Genomic DNA, 15,861 nt, shown 5'->3' with positions numbered 1-15,861 from the left:
ACCCGCCGCAGAACCCGGTGCCGGCGACGGCCTGCCACTCGGCGGGCCGGCCGGCGAACAGCACGAGCCCGGCCAGGATGCCGAGAAGGAACGACCCACTGACGTTGACGATCAGAGTCCCCAGGGGGAACGGCCGACCGAAACGAGCCGTCACCTCGCCGTCGACGACGAAGCGGACCACCGCCCCGAGCGCACCCGCGAGCAGCACCGCGGCGACCGTCATGTGCGTGGCCTCCGATGGAGGGTGCCACCGGTCACGATGCCCGCCCAGGCACAGATCAGTCCCGCCACGACTCCGACGGCGGCGTAGGTCAGTGCAGTCGTCGGTGCGCCGTCCCGGACGAGCTCGACCGTCTCGAGGGCGAACGTGCTGTAGGTCGTGAACGCGCCACAGAAGCCGGTGCCCGCCACCAGGCGCACCCACCGACGCCGCCCGACGTCCGGTCCCGAGCGCGCCAACGCTTCCAGCAGCAGACCGAGGACGAACGCACCGCTCAGGTTGATCAGGAACGTGGCCCACGGCCATCCCGTTCCGGAGTGCGGCACCCAGGACTCCAACGAGTAGCGGGCACCCGTCCCCGCGGCACCGCCGACGACGACCGCGGCCAGGGCAGCGGGCGTGCGGTGCAGAGGACGGACCGAGTCCGCGGACGCGGTCATTCCAGCAGACTGCGACGCAGCGCCTCGTCCTTGTCCAGCACCATCTGCTCGAGTCCGCGCTGGAACTCGGCCATCCGTCCACGCAGCTGCGGATCGGCGGCACCGAGAATGCGCACGGCGAGCAGACCGGCGTTGCGTGCGCCGCCGATGGAGACCGTCGCGACGGGCACCCCCGCCGGCATCTGGACGATCGACAGGAGCGAGTCCATCCCGTCGAGGTACTTGAGGGGAACCGGGACACCGATGACGGGGAGCGGCGTCGCGGAGGCCACCATGCCCGGCAGGTGAGCGGCACCGCCGGCGCCGGCGATGATCACCTCGATTCCGCGGTCCGCCGCGTCCCGCGCGTAGTCGAGCATGCGCTGCGGCGTCCGGTGCGCGGAGACCACGCCCACCTCGAAGCGGACGCCGAACTCGGCGACCGCCAGGGCGGCGGCCTCCATCACCGGCCAGTCCGAGTCGCTGCCCATGATGATGCCGACCCGGACGGCCGTGCTGTTGCTGTTCTCATCCATGATGCGGATCCCATCCGTCGGTCCAGACGCCGTGCGAGAGCCAGTGCGCGGCACGCTCGGCACGCTCCCGGACCTCGGCGACGTGCTCGGCATCGGACGCGGAGCCGTTCCGCGGGCCCACGATGTTGACGTGGCCGATCTTGCGGTCCTTGCGCTCACCCTTGTCGTAGAGGTGCACCTTGGCGTCGGGCATCCGCGCGAACAGGTGATGCACCCGCTCGTCCATGGTCGAGGACGGCTGCTCCTCGGCGCCGAGGACGTTGGCCATGACGGACACCGGCGCGAGAGGCGCGCAGTCACCGAGGGGATAGTCGAGTACCGCGCGCAGGTGCTGCTCGAACTGCGAGGTCCGGGCACCGTCCTGCGTCCAGTGGCCCGAGTTGTGCGGGCGCATGGCGAGTTCGTTGATCGACAGGGTGCCGTCGACCTTCTCGAACAGCTCCACGGCCATGACTCCCACCACACCCAGCTCGGACGCGATGCGGAGCGCGATGTGCTCGGCGTCCGCAGCCAGGTCCTCGGACAGGCCGGGAGCGGGTGCGATGACGACGGCGCACTGTCCGGACCGCTGCACGGTCTCGACGACGGGCCAGGTCGCTCCCTGCCCGAACGGGGACCGCGCGACCATCGCCGAGAGTTCGCGCGCCATGTCGACACGCTGTTCCGCCATCAGCGGCACTCCGGCGGCGAGCTGGTCGGACACCACGGTGCGCGCCTCGTCGGCGTCGTCGGGCATCCAGACGCCGCGACCGTCGTAGCCGCCGCGCACGGCCTTGATCACGATGCGCCAGTCGTGGGCGTCACCGAAGGTGACGACGTCCTCGACGGAGGCCACCTCCGTGAAATCCGGTACCGGTAGTCCCAGTTCCCGCAGGCGAACGCGCATCCGCAGCTTGTCCTGCGCGAAGATCAGCGCCTCGGGAGGCGGCTGGACGTTGACGCCCTCGGCGACGAGGACGTCGAGATGCTCGGTGGGGACGTGTTCGTGATCGAACGTCAGCGCGTCGGCACCGGCGGCGACCGCACGCAGTGCCGCGAGATCGGTGTGCTCGCCGAGCACCACGTCGGCGCTCACCCGAGCCGCCGGATCGTTCTCCCCGGCCGCGAGCACGCGCAGGGTCTGACCCAGCTCGATCGCGGCCTGGTGGGTCATCCGTGCGAGCTGTCCTCCGCCGACCATCGCGACGACGGGCAGGGACGAGGTGCGCTGCCGCGGCGGGTCGGTGCGCGGGGTCTGCTGGGGGATGTCCGAATTCGCGGTGTCTCCTGCTGTCACGTCGCTCATCGTGTCACGAGTCCGATTAGTGTTTGGTCACTGCTCTTCGTAAAGTGGGTCACCGTGCCTCTGATCGACCGTGTGGTTGCCGGTATCCCGCAGCCGTTCCGAAGCATCGCCCTCCGCCACTCCGAACTGATCAAGTTCGCGATCGTCGGCGCGACCACGATGGTGTTCGACCTCGCGATCTTCTACTCACTGAGCCTCACCGTGCTCGAGTCGAAGCCCGTCGTCGCCAAGATCTTCTCCGGCGTGATGGCGACGATTCTCAGCTACATCCTCAACCGCGAGTGGTCGTTCAAGAACCGTGGTGGCCGCGAGCGTCATCACGAGGCGCTGTTGTTCTTCACCATCAGTGGCATCGGCGTCATCCTCGCCGCCGCTCCGCTCTGGATCGCGAACAACGTCTTCGACATCCGCGAGGGACAGACCACCCTCACCGCGTTGATCATCATCGACTTCGTCCTCAACTACGTCATCGGCAATCTGCTGCAGATGGTCTTCCGATTCTGGGCACTGCGTCGCTTCGCGTTCCCGGACGAGAACGGCCGCGGGATCATCGCGAATCCGCTGATCGAGGACGAGCCGGACCCCGATCTCGATCCCGACGTCGACCCGGACGACGAGCAGACGCAGTTCATGGGTCACAGCTGACGCGACGCGTCAGGCCCCCTCTCCTCACTCACCCGGCGACGGGCCCGCTGGTGCGCTGCCGCTCAGCGGCGACAATACGTCGACTATTGTCATCTTCGGATACACATGGTTTAGTTCTGTCATCCCACTCGTCAGAACCATCCCAGCACCGAGGCGGTAGTCGTCATGAGCGTTCGCGACACGATCATCACGAGAACACAGGCACTGGTCCCGATGGAGCGTCAGATCCAGGGACTGCATCTGTGGCAGCGCGCGAAGAGGCTCGTGGTGAGCGACGGGCAGCCGCACTTCCGTGAGTCCGCGATCCCCGACGTGGCGAAGCTGGACCTGACCGAGATCGACGTCAGCAACCCGTTCCTGTGGCGGCAGGGATCGTGGGAGGCCTATTTCCGGAGACTGCGAGACGAGTCGCCCGTGCACTTCCGGGCCGACAGCGCGTTCGGGCCGTTCTGGTCCGTCACGCGCTACGACGACATCGTCGCAGTCGACCGGGATTTCGAGACGTTCTCGGCGGAACCGCAGATCATCCTGGGCACACCGCCGGAGGGCCTCGACATCGAGATGTTCATCGCGATGGACCCGCCGCGCCACGATCAGCAGCGCGCCGCGGTGCAAGGCGTCGTCGCACCTCGGAATCTGGAGGAGATGGAGGGTCTCATCCGCTCGCGGGTCGCGGAGGTCCTCGACGAGCTCCCGGTGGGCGAGCCCTTCGACTGGGTCGACCGGGTCAGCATCGAGTTGACCTCGCGGATGCTCGCGACGCTGCTCGACTTCCCGTACGAGGAACGACGGAAGTTGGTCGAGTGGACCGATCTGGTGGCCGCGAGCGCGTCGGCCACCGGCGGGTCCACCGACACGGACGCGGCGTATCGGGCCGCGGCGGAAGCAGCGCGCAGTTTCAGTGCGCTGTGGCACGACAAGGCGGCGCGCCTCGCAGCCGGCGAGAAGCCCGGGTACGACCTCATCACCCTCATGCAGCTCTCCGAGGACACGAAGGACCTGATCGACCGCCCGATGGAGTTCCTGGGCAACATCGTCCTGCTCGTCGTGGGCGGAAACGACACCACCCGCAATTCGATGACGGGCGGACTGCTGGCCCTGAACCAGTTCCCGGAGCAGTTCGATCGCCTGCGCGCCGATCCGGGCCTGGTACCGAAGATGGTCCACGAGATCCTGCGGTGGCAGACGCCCCTCGCCTACATGCGCCGCATCGCGACTCGAGACACCGTCCTGAACGGTCAGTTCGTCCGCGAGGGCGACAAGGTCGTCATGTGGTACGCCTCGGCCAACCGCGACGAGCGCACGTTCGACGACCCGGACAGCTTCGTGATCGACCGGCGCAACGCACGGCATCACCTCGCGTTCGGCATCGGCACCCACCGCTGCATGGGAAGTCGGCTCGCGGAGATGCAGCTGCGGATCCTCTGGGAGGAGCTGCTGACGCGCTTCGACGACATCGAGGTCCTCGCGGAGCCGACGCGCGTGCAGTCCAACTTCGTTCGTGGCTACAGCTCCATGATGGTGACGACGACACCGAAGGGCGGGGAGCGTCGACGGCACGGCACCTACCGCACCGACAGGAAGGCCGCCGGCGCCGCTCCCGTGGTGGACACGTCCACCGTCACGACCCCTCGGCAGCGCCGCGACGGCGACGGAGCAGAGCGGACGCAGCTCGATGTGCGGGTCGCGCACCGGCGTACCGCGGCGGAGGGCGTCGTCGAACTCGTCCTCACCGATGCCGCCGGCGGATCGCTGCCGTCCTGGACGCCCGGCGCGCACGTCGAACTGATGCTGCGCCCCGACCTGGTCAGGCACTACTCACTCTGTGGAGACACCGCCGACGAGTCCTCGTGGACGATCGCGGTCCTGCGCGAGCCGGACGGCCGCGGCGGCTCGGCGCACGTGCACGACCACCTGCCGGAGGGAGCCACTCTGCGAGCACGAGGGCCGCTCAACCACTTCGCACTCGATCCCGCACCGAGCTACCTCTTCATCGCCGGCGGCATCGGCATCACACCGATCCGCGCCATGATCGCCGCTGCCCGAGCCGACGGCGCCGAGTGGAACCTGGTGTACACCGGTCGATCTCGTTCGTCCATGGCGTTCCTCGACGAGTTCGACGGCGACGACCGCGTGACGGTCTGGGCCAAGGACGAACGCGGCGAGCGTGTCGATCTCGACACCGTGCTGGGTGAGCCCCGGCCCGAGACCCTGATCTACTGCTGCGGGCCCGGCCCGCTCCTCGATGCCGTGGAGAACGCGTGCGCGGCGTGGCCGGACGGGAGCCTGCACCTGGAGCGTTTCGCGGCCGAGACCGTCGAGGCACCCGACGACGCGCTCGACTCGTTCGAGGTCGAGTGCGCGCGCTCGGGGGTGACCGTCACCGTGCCCGACGGCACGTCGATCTTCGACGCCGTCGCGAAGGCCGGCGCCGACGTCATCGGGTCGTGCATGGAAGGCATCTGCGGGACGTGCGAGGCCGACGTCCTGAGCGGCACTCCCGACCACCGCGACTCCGTGCTGTCGCGTCGCGAACGCGAACGCGGGGACACGGTCATGATGTGTGTCTCGCGATCGCTCTCGTCGAAGCTGGTGCTCGACCTGTAGTGCGCCGGGCCGGTGGGACCGAGCCGAGTCCGCTCAGGCGAACCCGCGGACCACCCGGTCGATGCGATCCACCGCATCGTCCACGTCCACGGACGGTTGCACCAGATGGCTCAGCGTCAGTCGAACCACGCAGTCCACCAACGCGTCCGGCGCTCTCTCGCCCACCAACGCACCGACGGCACTGTTCGCGTGGCCCAACACGGCGTCGGGGTGGACCGTGACCAGGGCGAGCAGACCCGAATCGTGCCCCGGCCGCAGAACGGCTGCGAGAGCGACATTGGCCCGACCGTGTTCGAGCACGCCCCGAACAGCAGCGGAGATGCCGTCCTCGAAGCTGTCGGGATGTGCTGCCAGCCCGGTGCGCACCTGCTCCAGGAATCGCTCGACCTCGCGGTCCACGACGGCGCGACCGAGGTCGTCCTTGGTGCCCACCTCCTTGTAGAGGCTCTGCCGGGGCACCCCGGAACGCTTCGCGACCTCGGTCATGCTCAGGCCGTCCCACCCGCGGTCGGCGATGATCTCCACCCCGGCGTCGAGCACCCGCTCGAGTCGCAGAGTCCGCAGTTCGGAATAGAAGTCGGGCGCAGTCACGTCGCGAGCCTAGGTGAGCCGAGCCGGTCAGCGCGGTTCGGACATCCCGGCCGGGATCACCTGGTCCACGCGTGCCGCGGGCAGGAACACCGCGAAGAGCGCGGGACGTCGGCGCTGCAGTTCGAGTCGTCCCCCGTCCGCCTCGACCAGCGCGCGGGCAAGGGCGAGGCCCACCCCGGTGGATCCGGCGCCGGAGAAGCCGCGGTCGAAGATGTGCGGCGCGAGTTCGTCGCTGACGCCGGTTCCCTCGTCGGAGACCTCCACGACCACGGGCGGCCGTGGTCCGTCCTGCGCGGGTGCACGCGACTCCCCCACGAGGCGCACCGTGACGACGCAGCGCCCGCCGCCGTGGTCCAGCGCGTTGTGCAGCAGCACCGACACCGCCTCGCGGAGCCGGGAACCCGTGACCAGGGCGGTGACCGACGAGTCGCCGCGCAGCTCGAGGTCGCGCCCGGCATCGGCGAACGGCCCGCGCCAGTCGTCGATGACGGGTTCGAGTTCGCCGCGCACGCGCACGGTCGAGGCGTCGGCCGCGCCGTCACTGCGGGACGACCGCACGAGATCGTCGATCGCGGTGGTGAGCCGGTCCACCTGGGCCATCGCCTCGTTGGCCTCGGTGACCACCTCGGGATCGGGGTGTCCGGACAGCTCGTCGAGACGCAGGCGCACCGCGGTGAGACGGCTGCGCAACTGGTGGGAGACGTCCGCGACGAGGGAGTGTTCGCGTTGCAGGCGCCCCACGATCTCCACCGATGCGGAGTCCAGCACGTCGGACACCCGGTCGAGTTCGGGAATGCCGTGGCGGGTGGGGTCCTTGCGGAAATCGCCCTCGGCCAGCCGGGCGGCCCGCCCCGCGACGTGCTGCAGGGGCGTGGAGAGTCGACGGGACGTGAGGACGGCGACGACGGTGCCGGCCGCGATCGAGGCCAGGACGACGAGCGCCACCGCGCCGACGGCCTGCTTCTGGGCGGTGCGCATCTCGTCGGACGGCACTTCGAGGAGCAGCGACCCGGAGGTGCCCATCGAGAGGGACTCCTCGATCGGATCCTCGACGGACGGTGCGCCGATGTCCATCCGGGACGCCGGGTTCTCGGGGGTGGGGTAGACGACGACGAGGCGCCCGCCCATGGGCACGACGAGACGCAGCGAGGCGGTATCGAGGCCGCCGTCCACGCGGCCGTCCCCGCCCTCCTGATCGATGATCTCGGACGCCATGCGCTCGAGCCGGGTGCGCAGGTCGCCGCGAGTGAAGTCCTCGACCCACAGCCAGGCGGTGTAGGTCAACGGGATGCCGAGCAGCATGCCGGTGAGGATGACGACCGCGAGGATCGACTGCAGGATCCGACGCCTCATGCGGTGGCCCGGTCAGTCCGTGTTGATCCGGAAGCCGACGCCGCGCACGGTCGCGATGCGTCGTTCGGCCACCGAGCCCTCGTCGCCGATCTTGCGGCGCAGCCAGGACATGTGCATGTCCAGCGTCTTCGAGCCGCGCAGCTCGGCGTCGCCCCACACCTCGCGCAGAATGGTCTCGCGCGAGACCACCTGACCGGCATGGTCGAGCAGGATCTTGAGAAGTTCGTACTCCTTGTTGGCCAGGGGGATCTCGTGGCCGTCGAGCAGGACGCGCCGTGCGGCGGGTTCGAGGCGCAGGCCGCCCACCTCGATGGTGCCGTCCTCGGAGGCCGCGCCGCGGCGCCGGAGCAGGGCCCGGACCCGCGCCATGAGCTCGGCGACGCGGAAGGGCTTGCTCACGTAGTCGTCGGCTCCCGCGTCGAGACCGACGACGAAGTCGACCTCGTCGGTGCGTGCGGTGAGCATCAGGACGGCGAGGTCGGACCTGGTGGCGCGGATCTGCCGGCACACCTCGAGGCCGTCCATCCCGGGGAGCCCGAGATCGAGGATCAGGAGATCGAACGAGCCTTCCAGCGCGCGCGAGAGCGCTGCCGGGCCGGTCTGCTCGACCGTCACCGTGTACCCCTCTCGTCCGAGTGCGCGGGACAGCGGGGTCGCGATGGCTTCATCGTCTTCGGCGAGCAGGACTTCGGTCACCGGACCACCCTACGTAGTGCGCGCCGGACCGAGATCGTCTCCGTCGTCCCAGCCGTGATTCTGGGAGTCGAAGACCTGGTGGTACAGCAGGGAGTGGACCCGCTCGACGTCGGGGATGTCGTCGAACTCGAGGGGGTCGTCGGAGCTCGCCACGATCACCAGGGTGCCGGTCTTCAGGAGCCGGTCGAGAAGACCGTGACGGAACTGCACGTTGGACACCCGGCGTACCGGGATGTCGATGCCCGAGTGCGACAGCACACCCTGGCGGACGAGGACGCGTCGGTCGGTCACGACGAAATGTGTGGATCGCCAACGCAGTACGGGGACAGCGGTGCGCCAGGCGATCAGCCCGACCCACACCACCGCGACGGCGATCAGCGCGGCGGACCGCGCCGTGGACTCCAGCGACCGTCCGATCAGACCCACGAGGAAGCCCGCGAGAAGCGTCGCGACGAGGAACGTCAGCACCGGCAGCACGAGCATCTTCCAGTGCGGGTGCCGATGCAGGATCAGGTCCTCCTCGTGCCCCAGTGCGTCCTGCGGAAACGACATGCGATTCTCCTGTGGGGAAGGGGCGGTCAGGCGTCGAGCGCGCGGAGGTGAGTGACGTCGCCCGCCGAGACGGCGACCGGCGTGGTGTCCCCCGACTCGGGCACGATCACCACCCGACCGTGCTCGTCGATGTCGGTCGCGACGCCCACCAGCTCGGTGTCGCCCGGCATCGTGACCCGCACGCGGCGGCCGAGAGTATCGCACCGGGAGCGGTACAGCTCCGCGATCGGCGCGGTGTCCCACCCCGACTCCCGCCACTCGTCCAGTGCCGAACCCATGGCCCGCAGGAAGGCGCGCACCACGGTGCCGCGATCGATCACCGCCGCGCCGGCCAGTTGCAGGGACGTCGCCGTCGGGACGGGCAGCTCCGCCTCGGTGAGGCTGACGTTGATGCCGACTCCGGACACCGCCGTCACGACGGGATGGGTCGAGGCCACCTCCACCAGGATGCCCGCCACCTTGCCTCCGGCGTAGCCGGACGACTCGTCGCCGCGGATGAGGACGTCGTTGGGCCACTTGAGCACCGCGTCGACCTCGGTGACGGTGCGCAGCACGTCGACCACTGCGACACCGGTGAGCAACGGGAGCCACCCCACCGATCCGGGCGGCACGCCGGGCAGCTTGACCAGCGCCGACACGATGACCTGCGACCGCGCGGGAGCGGTGAACGACCGCGAGTGCCGTCCGCGGCCCGCGTCCTGGACGTCGGCGATCAGCGCAGTGCGGTCACCGGCGGTGTCGGCGACGGCCAACAGGTCCGCGTTGGTCGATCCGGTCCGCGCCACGACGTCGACACGCGACCACGATCCGCGGGGTCCCTCGACGAGTGCGCGGGTGAGCGCACGCCCGTCGAGCGGCGGTCTGTCCAGGTTCTCCCACATGGGGCCGAGCATAGAGACGCGGCCGACGCACCACCCCTGCCACGTCCGGCGGCGCGGCGTCGATACAGTGCTGGTCTATGACGAGTGTTCAGGATGCGTCCGCGCAGGAATCAGTGGCTCGAGAAGAGACGGGGGCTGCCGCACCCGACATCCACACCACTGCCGGAAAGCTGGCCGAGCTCGCCGCCCGCCAGGCCCAGGCCGAGAAGCCCATGGGCGAGGCGGCCGTGGAGAAGGTGCACGCCAAGGGCAAGCTCACCGCCCGCGAACGCATCACCGCGCTCCTCGACGAGGGCTCGTTCGTCGAACTCGACGCCCTCGCCCGCCACCGCTCCGTCAACTTCGGCCTCGCCGACAACCGCCCCTTCGGCGACGGCGTCGTCACCGGCTACGGCACCGTCGACGGCCGCGACGTGTGCGTGTTCTCCCAGGACGCCACCGTCTTCGGCGGCAGCCTCGGCGAGATCTACGGCGAGAAGATCGTCAAGGTCATGGACCTCGCCCTCAAGACCGGACGCCCCCTCGTCGGCATCAACGAGGGCGCCGGCGCCCGCATCCAGGAAGGCGTCGTCTCCCTCGGCCTCTACGGCGAGATCTTCCACCGCAACGTCCGCATGTCCGGCGTCGTCCCCCAGATCTCGCTGATCATGGGACCGGCCGCGGGCGGGCACGTCTACTCCCCCGCCCTGACCGACTTCGTCGTCATGGTCGACAAGACCTCCCAGATGTTCGTCACCGGACCCGACGTCATCAAGACCGTCACCGGCGAGAACGTCACCATGGAGGACCTCGGCGGCGCCCACACCCACATGGAGAAGTCCGGCGTCGCCCACTACGTCGCCTCCGGCGAGCAGGACGCCCTCGACTACGTCCGCGAACTCCTGGGCTACCTCCCCTCGAACAACCAGGCCACCGCGCCCCGCCTTGCCCCCTCGGACCCCATCGACGGCGCCATCGCCGACAACCTGACCGCCGAGGACCTCGAACTCGACACCCTGATCCCGGACTCGCCGAACACCCCGTACGACATGCACGAGGTCATCCGCCGCATCCTCGACGACGACGAGTTCCTCGAGGTGCAGGAAGGGCGCGCCCGCAACATCATCGTCGGGTTCGGCCGCGTCGACGGGCGCAGCGTCGGCATCGTCGCCAACCAGCCCACCGCGTTCGCCGGCACCCTCGACATCGACGCCTCCGAGAAGGCCGCCCGGTTCGTGCGCACCTGCGACTGCTTCAACATCCCGATCATCACCCTCGTCGACGTCCCCGGCTTCCTGCCCGGCACCGACCAGGAGTTCAACGGCATCATCCGCCGCGGCGCGAAACTGCTCTACGCCTACGGCGAGGCCACCGTCGGCAAGATCACCGTCATCACCCGCAAGGCCTACGGCGGCGCGTACGACGTCATGGGGTCCAAGCACATGGGCGCCGATCTCAACCTCGCGTGGCCCACCGCGCAGATCGCCGTCATGGGCGCCTCCGGCGCCGTCGGCTTCGTCTACCGCAAACGCCTCCTCGAAGCCGCCAAGAACGGTGACGACGTCGACGCACTGCGCCTCGAGCTGCAGAACGAGTACGAGGACACCCTCGTCAACCCGTACGTCGCCGCCGAACGCGGCTACGTCGACGCGGTGATCCCCCCGAGCCACACCCGCGGCCAGATCGTCACCGCACTGCGCCTGCTCGAACGCAAGATGGTCACCCTCCCCCCCAAGAAGCACGGCAACATCCCGCTCTAGACCTCACCAGAACGAGTGCTCGAGTGACCACCGGTCGAGCTCCGCGGACACCGTCTCGCGGAGCCGGCCGGTGTCTCCCGCGTACTCGGGGTGGATGCCGAACACGGTGACCGTCACCTTGTCGCCGTACTCCACCGCCCACGCGGCGATCGCCGGTCCCTGTCGACGCCGGGCGGCCGCGTCGCGGCCCTGCATGATCGCGCGGATACCGAACGACTCCGCGACCTGATCACCGAGTTCGAGGGCGCTCTGCGGCGCGGCGCCCAGGTTCGACACCGTGGTGTCCGGCCCGGCGATGGACGTCATCATCCGCCCGAGCACCCGGTCCGGAAGCAACCTGGCCACCGCCTGCAGGTGGTCGGTGACCGCGTCGTCCGTGGCCGCGTACTTCGCGAACGCCGCCTTGCTCAGCGCGCGGATCTCGCCGAGCCCCACCTCGGGTCCGATCGGCCCGGGCACCCGGATCCACACGCCCCCGGACGCATTCGCTCTGTCGTCGCCGTCGGCGCGGTTGCTCACCGCGATGCAGATGCGCGTGCCCTCGGGACCCGTCGGATGGCCGGACGCACGCAGAACCCCGCCCATGACGGCCGTGAAGAGGCTGTTCGGCGTACCACCGTGCTCGGCCGCGCGGTCGACCCACTCGCGGCGATCGAGATCCACCACGGCGAGGGTGGTGTCGGACTCGGTCGGAGTGGGTTCGTCCGCGCGAGCCGCGACCGGCGCGGCGGTCGGTGCAGTCTCGTCGGATCGCGTGATCGCCGTCCGCAGCGCCGTCGCGCCGGCCGTCGTCGCCGCCTTCCCGATCACCGCGAGAGCCCGCGCCACCGCGGGAATCTGCGCCCCCGCGTCACGGAGATCGCCCCGCACGCCGGCCCACCCGGCGACGTCACGCCCGGTGGGCAGTGCCGAGCGCGTCGGCCCCCGGCGAGCCGCATCGAGCGCCGCGTACACGGCCTGGCCGTCGGCGATCATGTGCGAGACCAGCAGTGCCACGACGACTCGTCCGGTATCGGTGTGCGCGCACTCGAGCGTGAAACCGCGTCCGGCAGACGGGTCGAGATCGGCCGCACGGAGCCGCGCATCGACCCAGTCCCCCACCGCGTCGTCCGCGATGGTGCCCGGTTCGGTGTACACCGTGGCGGGGCGCTCGGCCCGCACCCATCGGTCGTGGCCGAACGGCACGGAGGTGGGGACCACCCGGCGGTCGAACGATCCCGACGCGAGCCGGTCGGCGAGCGTAGCGACGGCGTCCGCACCCGGGTCGGCCGGGAAGATCCACAGGTACTGGATCGGCGCCGTCCATCCGAAGAGTCGCTCCGCCGACGCGTACGACTCGTCGGCACCCGCCACGCGGTCTGCCGGGCGGACCTGAGCAGTGGTCACGTCACCAGAACTCATGCGGCACATCCCATCCGGTGAGCTCCGCGGACAGGGCTGCCGTCAGCGCCTGCGCGGACCCCACGCGTGTCTCGTCGAACCCGGCCACGGCGAAGGTCGCCGCACCGTCCGTCTCCAGGTACCAGGACTGCACGCCCTCGCCGAAGCGTTGCGTGCCGGCGGGGTCGACGTGGTGCGCTGTTCCCCGGAAGGCGACGTCCGTGGCGGTACGGCCGCCGACCCGGCGGAGACCGTCGAAGGACCCGAGATTCGACGCGACCACGTCGGGCAAACCGGACCCGCCGCCCGTCACCACGGACGTCACGACGGACAGCGGGAGTACCTGGAGCAGCGGTTGCAGATGAATCATCGCCGGCCGGCGTCCGGCGGACAGCGCCGCGAACGCGTCTCGGCACAGCGCGCGGACACCGCCCAGATCGGAGCCCGGAACCACGCGCTCGGCGAGTGAGATCGACACGCCCCCGGTGGCATTGCTGCGCTGATCGTCGTCACCCCGGCGCAGACTCATCGGGATGCCGACCTTCACGGGCAACCCGTCGTCTGCGTAGCCGGTGGCGACGAGCGCACCGGCGAGTACCGCGACGAACAACGAGTTCCGTGTCCCGCCGTGACGCTGCGCGACGGCGTCCCACTCCGCCACCGGCACCGTGACCGTCGCCCAGGACGGACGAGCCAGCGGCGCACGGGTGTGTGCGGGAGTGCGCGGGGTGACGGAGGCCGGACGTGCGACGCCGGAGTCGGTCGAGCGGAGATCGGACACCACCGCGACGGCGGTCCGTGCCACGCCGGCCACGGCTCCGACCACCTGACGTGCTGCGTCGCCGACGTCCCCGACGAGTGCGGCCGGCCCGGTCGGCGCGGCGCCGATGTCGTCGCGCACCCCGGCCGTGTCGGCGACGGCGGCCACTGCGGCCGCCGTCATCGCTCGGCCGTCCGCGACGAGGTGCAAGCAGGTGAGAGACAGCGCCGATCCACCGGTGGTCGTCCGGGTGGACCGCAGCGCCCAGCAGCGACCCTCCTCGGCGTCGAGGTCGACGGTCTCGAGATCGCGCGTCGCCCAGTCGAGGACCTCGTCCGGTGTCACAGACTCGTCGTCGAGCCGAACGGCGGGATCCCGGTCGGACCGGACCCAGCCCGGGCGGGCGACGGGAATCGACGGTCGCACGATGCGTCGATGCAGTGCTCCGCGCGCGAGTCCCACCGCCATCGCCGTCACGTCGGCGTCCGGCACCGCGTCGTCGAAGCGCCACACGAGTTGCAGGACCACGTCCCACCCGAACGCCTCGGAGAGGAACCAGTAGGTGAAGTCCTGATCCTGAAGCCGCGCCGTCATGCGACCACCGCGTCCGTCGGTGCGGGGCGGGCCGACTCCACGAGGTCGGACGCGCGGCGGACCGCCTCCGCGGGACTCGTCATGGCGGCGGCCACGGCAGCAGCGCCCGCGGCCGCCTCGGGCGTCAGAGCGAGGCGCAACGCCTTCTCCAACGACTGCGCCGTGATGTCGGAGGCGGACATCGCGGCGCCGCACGACAGGGCGACGACCCGCCGACCCCAGAAGGGCTGATCGGACGACACCGAGCACACCACCGTCGGCCGTCCGGCCCGCAGTCCCGCCGCGGTGGTCCCCGCGCCGCCGTGGTGCACGACGGCTCGGCACCGGGGGAAGACCGCGGCGTGGTCGACGGCGCCGGTCACACGGACGTGATCACCGAGCGCGTCTGCGGAGTCGACGTCGTTCCAGCCGGCGCACAGCAGAACCCGTTCGCCCACGCGCGCCGCGGCATCCGCGACGGCGGCCAGGACGGCCGCCGGGTTCGTCACCGGCATGGATCCGAAACCGACGTAGACGGGCGGGGGGCCGTCGTCGATCCACTCGTCCAGGGACAGGTCGGACGGCTGCGGATCCATCCGTGCCCGCAGCTCCGGGGACACCTCGAGGAAACCGGTGAGGGGACGCGTGCCGTCCCAGTCGACGGCGAGTTCGGGGCAGAACACCCGGTCGTAGGCCTGGATCTCGACGGTCCGGCGACGGGCCATGCGACCGGGAAGCGGTGACGACACCGTGGGGATGCCCAGGGAGCGGCGCAGCGTGTTCTCGCGCCGCCGGGTCGCCGTCCACAGGACATGGTCCAGCACGGTCCAGGCAAGTCCGACGACCGCAGCCGGCGCACCGTCGATGCCGGGCACCGGTGAGTACCGCGGGTTGGCGCGCACCGGCGCGTGATGCAGTGCGACGAGACCGATCCCGCGCGCCTCGGCGAGGGGCAGCGCGATCTGTTCGGTGGTGATGCCGGTGAGCAGCACGTCCGGCGCCGTGGTGTCGACGACGTCGCGCAGTTCCGTCACCATCTGGTCCCACCCGAAGTTCCACAGTGCGGCGAGCGCCCGCGCACGGTCGGCGACCGACCCGCGGGACAGGCCGTGACGGACCAGGTCCGAGTTCATGTGCTCGCGGGTGTCGTACCCGAACGGCACCGTCTCGAGTCCGACCCCGCGGGCCAGGTGCACGAGGTTGGGCGGAACTGCCATGACCACGTGGTGGCCCCGGCCCGCCAGATCCGAACCCAGGACGACGGCAGGTTGTACGTCGCCTCGCGTTCCGCTGACGGCCATGACGATGCGCACGACTCGATTCCCCCTCGGACATACCTGATGTGGAGTGCGCCGGAAATGGCGTCTCGTCCGCTTGTGTCACTTGTTCGTACCATTCGACGCACGGGACGGCATGTCGTGGTGCCGATCCGAGAACTGGACCACGGACAGACCTCGAGGTCGGGAACGCACGCTGGTCACAAGCAGCGCCGCAGTCGACTTATCGAGGCTGACAGCCGAATACGCCGAACAAGGAGGTCGGGTCGGCGCAGCGGCGTGGGATGTCACGACGGGCCTGATCGCAACTCGGACAGCGAGACACTCGTCACCCTGGCGTGTCGGTG

The 15,861-nt window shown here is 70.1% G+C and carries 15 protein-coding genes; 3 read left to right on the top strand and 12 right to left on the bottom strand.

Annotated features, from left to right (window positions below; all coding sequences use genetic code 11):
- The 4 genes from ASG69_RS23090 to ASG69_RS14100 form a co-directional block, all read right to left on the bottom strand.
- The coding region (locus ASG69_RS23090; RefSeq protein ID WP_235578961.1) for a fluoride efflux transporter FluC at positions 1-223 on the bottom strand (223 nt) is incomplete at its 3' end.
- Positions 220-660 (bottom strand): fluoride efflux transporter CrcB, encoded by a 441-nt coding sequence (gene crcB / locus ASG69_RS14110; RefSeq protein ID WP_056447753.1) that lies wholly within the window; start codon positions 658-660, stop codon positions 220-222. The genes ASG69_RS23090 and crcB, both read right to left, overlap by 4 nt.
- Positions 657-1,175: a 5-(carboxyamino)imidazole ribonucleotide mutase gene (purE, locus tag ASG69_RS14105; protein WP_027506889.1), complete on the bottom strand. Its 519-nt coding sequence runs from the start codon at positions 1,173-1,175 to the stop codon at positions 657-659. Before purE ends, crcB begins: the two co-directional genes overlap by 4 nt.
- Positions 1,168-2,460, bottom strand: a complete 1,293-nt coding sequence (locus ASG69_RS14100; protein ID WP_056447751.1) for a 5-(carboxyamino)imidazole ribonucleotide synthase — start codon at positions 2,458-2,460, stop codon at positions 1,168-1,170. The genes purE and ASG69_RS14100 overlap by 8 nt, the downstream gene beginning before the upstream one ends.
- Positions 2,461-2,514: 54 nt before the next feature.
- Here ASG69_RS14100 and ASG69_RS14095 point away from each other — a divergent pair, with 54 nt between their 5' ends.
- On the top strand, positions 2,515-3,105 hold the full coding sequence (locus ASG69_RS14095) for a GtrA family protein (protein ID WP_037186749.1): 591 nt from the start codon (positions 2,515-2,517) through the stop codon (positions 3,103-3,105).
- Between the two features lie 165 nt (positions 3,106-3,270).
- Entirely contained in the window at positions 3,271-5,712 is a 2,442-nt protein-coding gene (locus tag ASG69_RS14090) for a cytochrome P450/oxidoreductase (protein ID WP_056447749.1), read from the top strand.
- Positions 5,713-5,745: 33 nt separating this feature from the next.
- Here ASG69_RS14090 and ASG69_RS14085 read toward each other — a convergent pair whose 3' ends face one another.
- The 5 genes from ASG69_RS14085 to ASG69_RS14065 are packed head-to-tail and all read right to left on the bottom strand — an operon-like array spanning position 5,746 to position 9,785.
- A complete protein-coding gene (locus tag ASG69_RS14085; RefSeq protein ID WP_056447747.1) occupies positions 5,746-6,303 on the bottom strand; it encodes a TetR family transcriptional regulator in 558 nt (185 codons plus the stop codon).
- 27 nt (positions 6,304-6,330) lie between these two features.
- A complete protein-coding gene (locus ASG69_RS14080) occupies positions 6,331-7,656 on the bottom strand; it encodes an ATP-binding protein (protein WP_027506894.1) in 1,326 nt (441 codons plus the stop codon).
- A 12-nt stretch (positions 7,657-7,668) separates the two neighbouring features.
- Positions 7,669-8,352 (bottom strand): response regulator transcription factor, encoded by a 684-nt coding sequence (locus ASG69_RS14075; protein ID WP_027506895.1) that lies wholly within the window; start codon positions 8,350-8,352, stop codon positions 7,669-7,671.
- Positions 8,353-8,361: 9 nt separating this feature from the next.
- Positions 8,362-8,904 (bottom strand): PH domain-containing protein, encoded by a 543-nt coding sequence (locus ASG69_RS14070; RefSeq protein ID WP_027506896.1) that lies wholly within the window; start codon positions 8,902-8,904, stop codon positions 8,362-8,364.
- Positions 8,905-8,930: 26 nt separating this feature from the next.
- Positions 8,931-9,785 carry a biotin--[acetyl-CoA-carboxylase] ligase gene (locus ASG69_RS14065; RefSeq protein WP_056448034.1) on the bottom strand — a complete coding sequence of 285 codons (855 nt, stop codon included), beginning with the start codon at positions 9,783-9,785 and terminating at the stop codon, positions 8,931-8,933.
- Positions 9,786-9,862: 77 nt separating this feature from the next.
- Here ASG69_RS14065 and ASG69_RS14060 point away from each other — a divergent pair, with 77 nt between their 5' ends.
- Entirely contained in the window at positions 9,863-11,524 is a 1,662-nt protein-coding gene (locus ASG69_RS14060; protein ID WP_056447745.1) for an acyl-CoA carboxylase subunit beta, read from the top strand.
- A 3-nt stretch (positions 11,525-11,527) separates the two neighbouring features.
- Here the strand turns inward: ASG69_RS14060 and ASG69_RS14055 are convergent, their stop codons facing one another.
- From ASG69_RS14055 to ASG69_RS14045, 3 genes are read right to left on the bottom strand one after another with little or no spacing between them, the layout of a single operon-like run.
- The gene (locus tag ASG69_RS14055; RefSeq protein ID WP_056447744.1) at positions 11,528-12,925 is read right to left on the bottom strand and encodes a hypothetical protein; all 1,398 of its coding nucleotides are present in this window, start codon (positions 12,923-12,925) and stop codon (positions 11,528-11,530) included.
- A complete protein-coding gene (locus ASG69_RS14050) occupies positions 12,912-14,258 on the bottom strand; it encodes a hypothetical protein (protein WP_056447742.1) in 1,347 nt (448 codons plus the stop codon). Before ASG69_RS14050 ends, ASG69_RS14055 begins: the two co-directional genes overlap by 14 nt.
- Positions 14,255-15,550: a glycosyltransferase gene (locus tag ASG69_RS14045; protein WP_056447740.1), complete on the bottom strand. Its 1,296-nt coding sequence runs from the start codon at positions 15,548-15,550 to the stop codon at positions 14,255-14,257. The genes ASG69_RS14050 and ASG69_RS14045 overlap by 4 nt, the downstream gene beginning before the upstream one ends.
- Between the last annotated feature and the right edge of the window lie 311 nt (positions 15,551-15,861).

It is taken from the genome of Rhodococcus sp. Leaf225, assembly GCF_001426145.1.
In the GTDB taxonomy this organism is placed as follows: Bacteria; Actinomycetota; Actinomycetes; order Mycobacteriales; family Mycobacteriaceae; genus Rhodococcoides.
The sequence above is the reverse complement of the archived record's forward strand: the minus strand, read 5'-3'. Positions and strand labels throughout refer to the sequence as shown.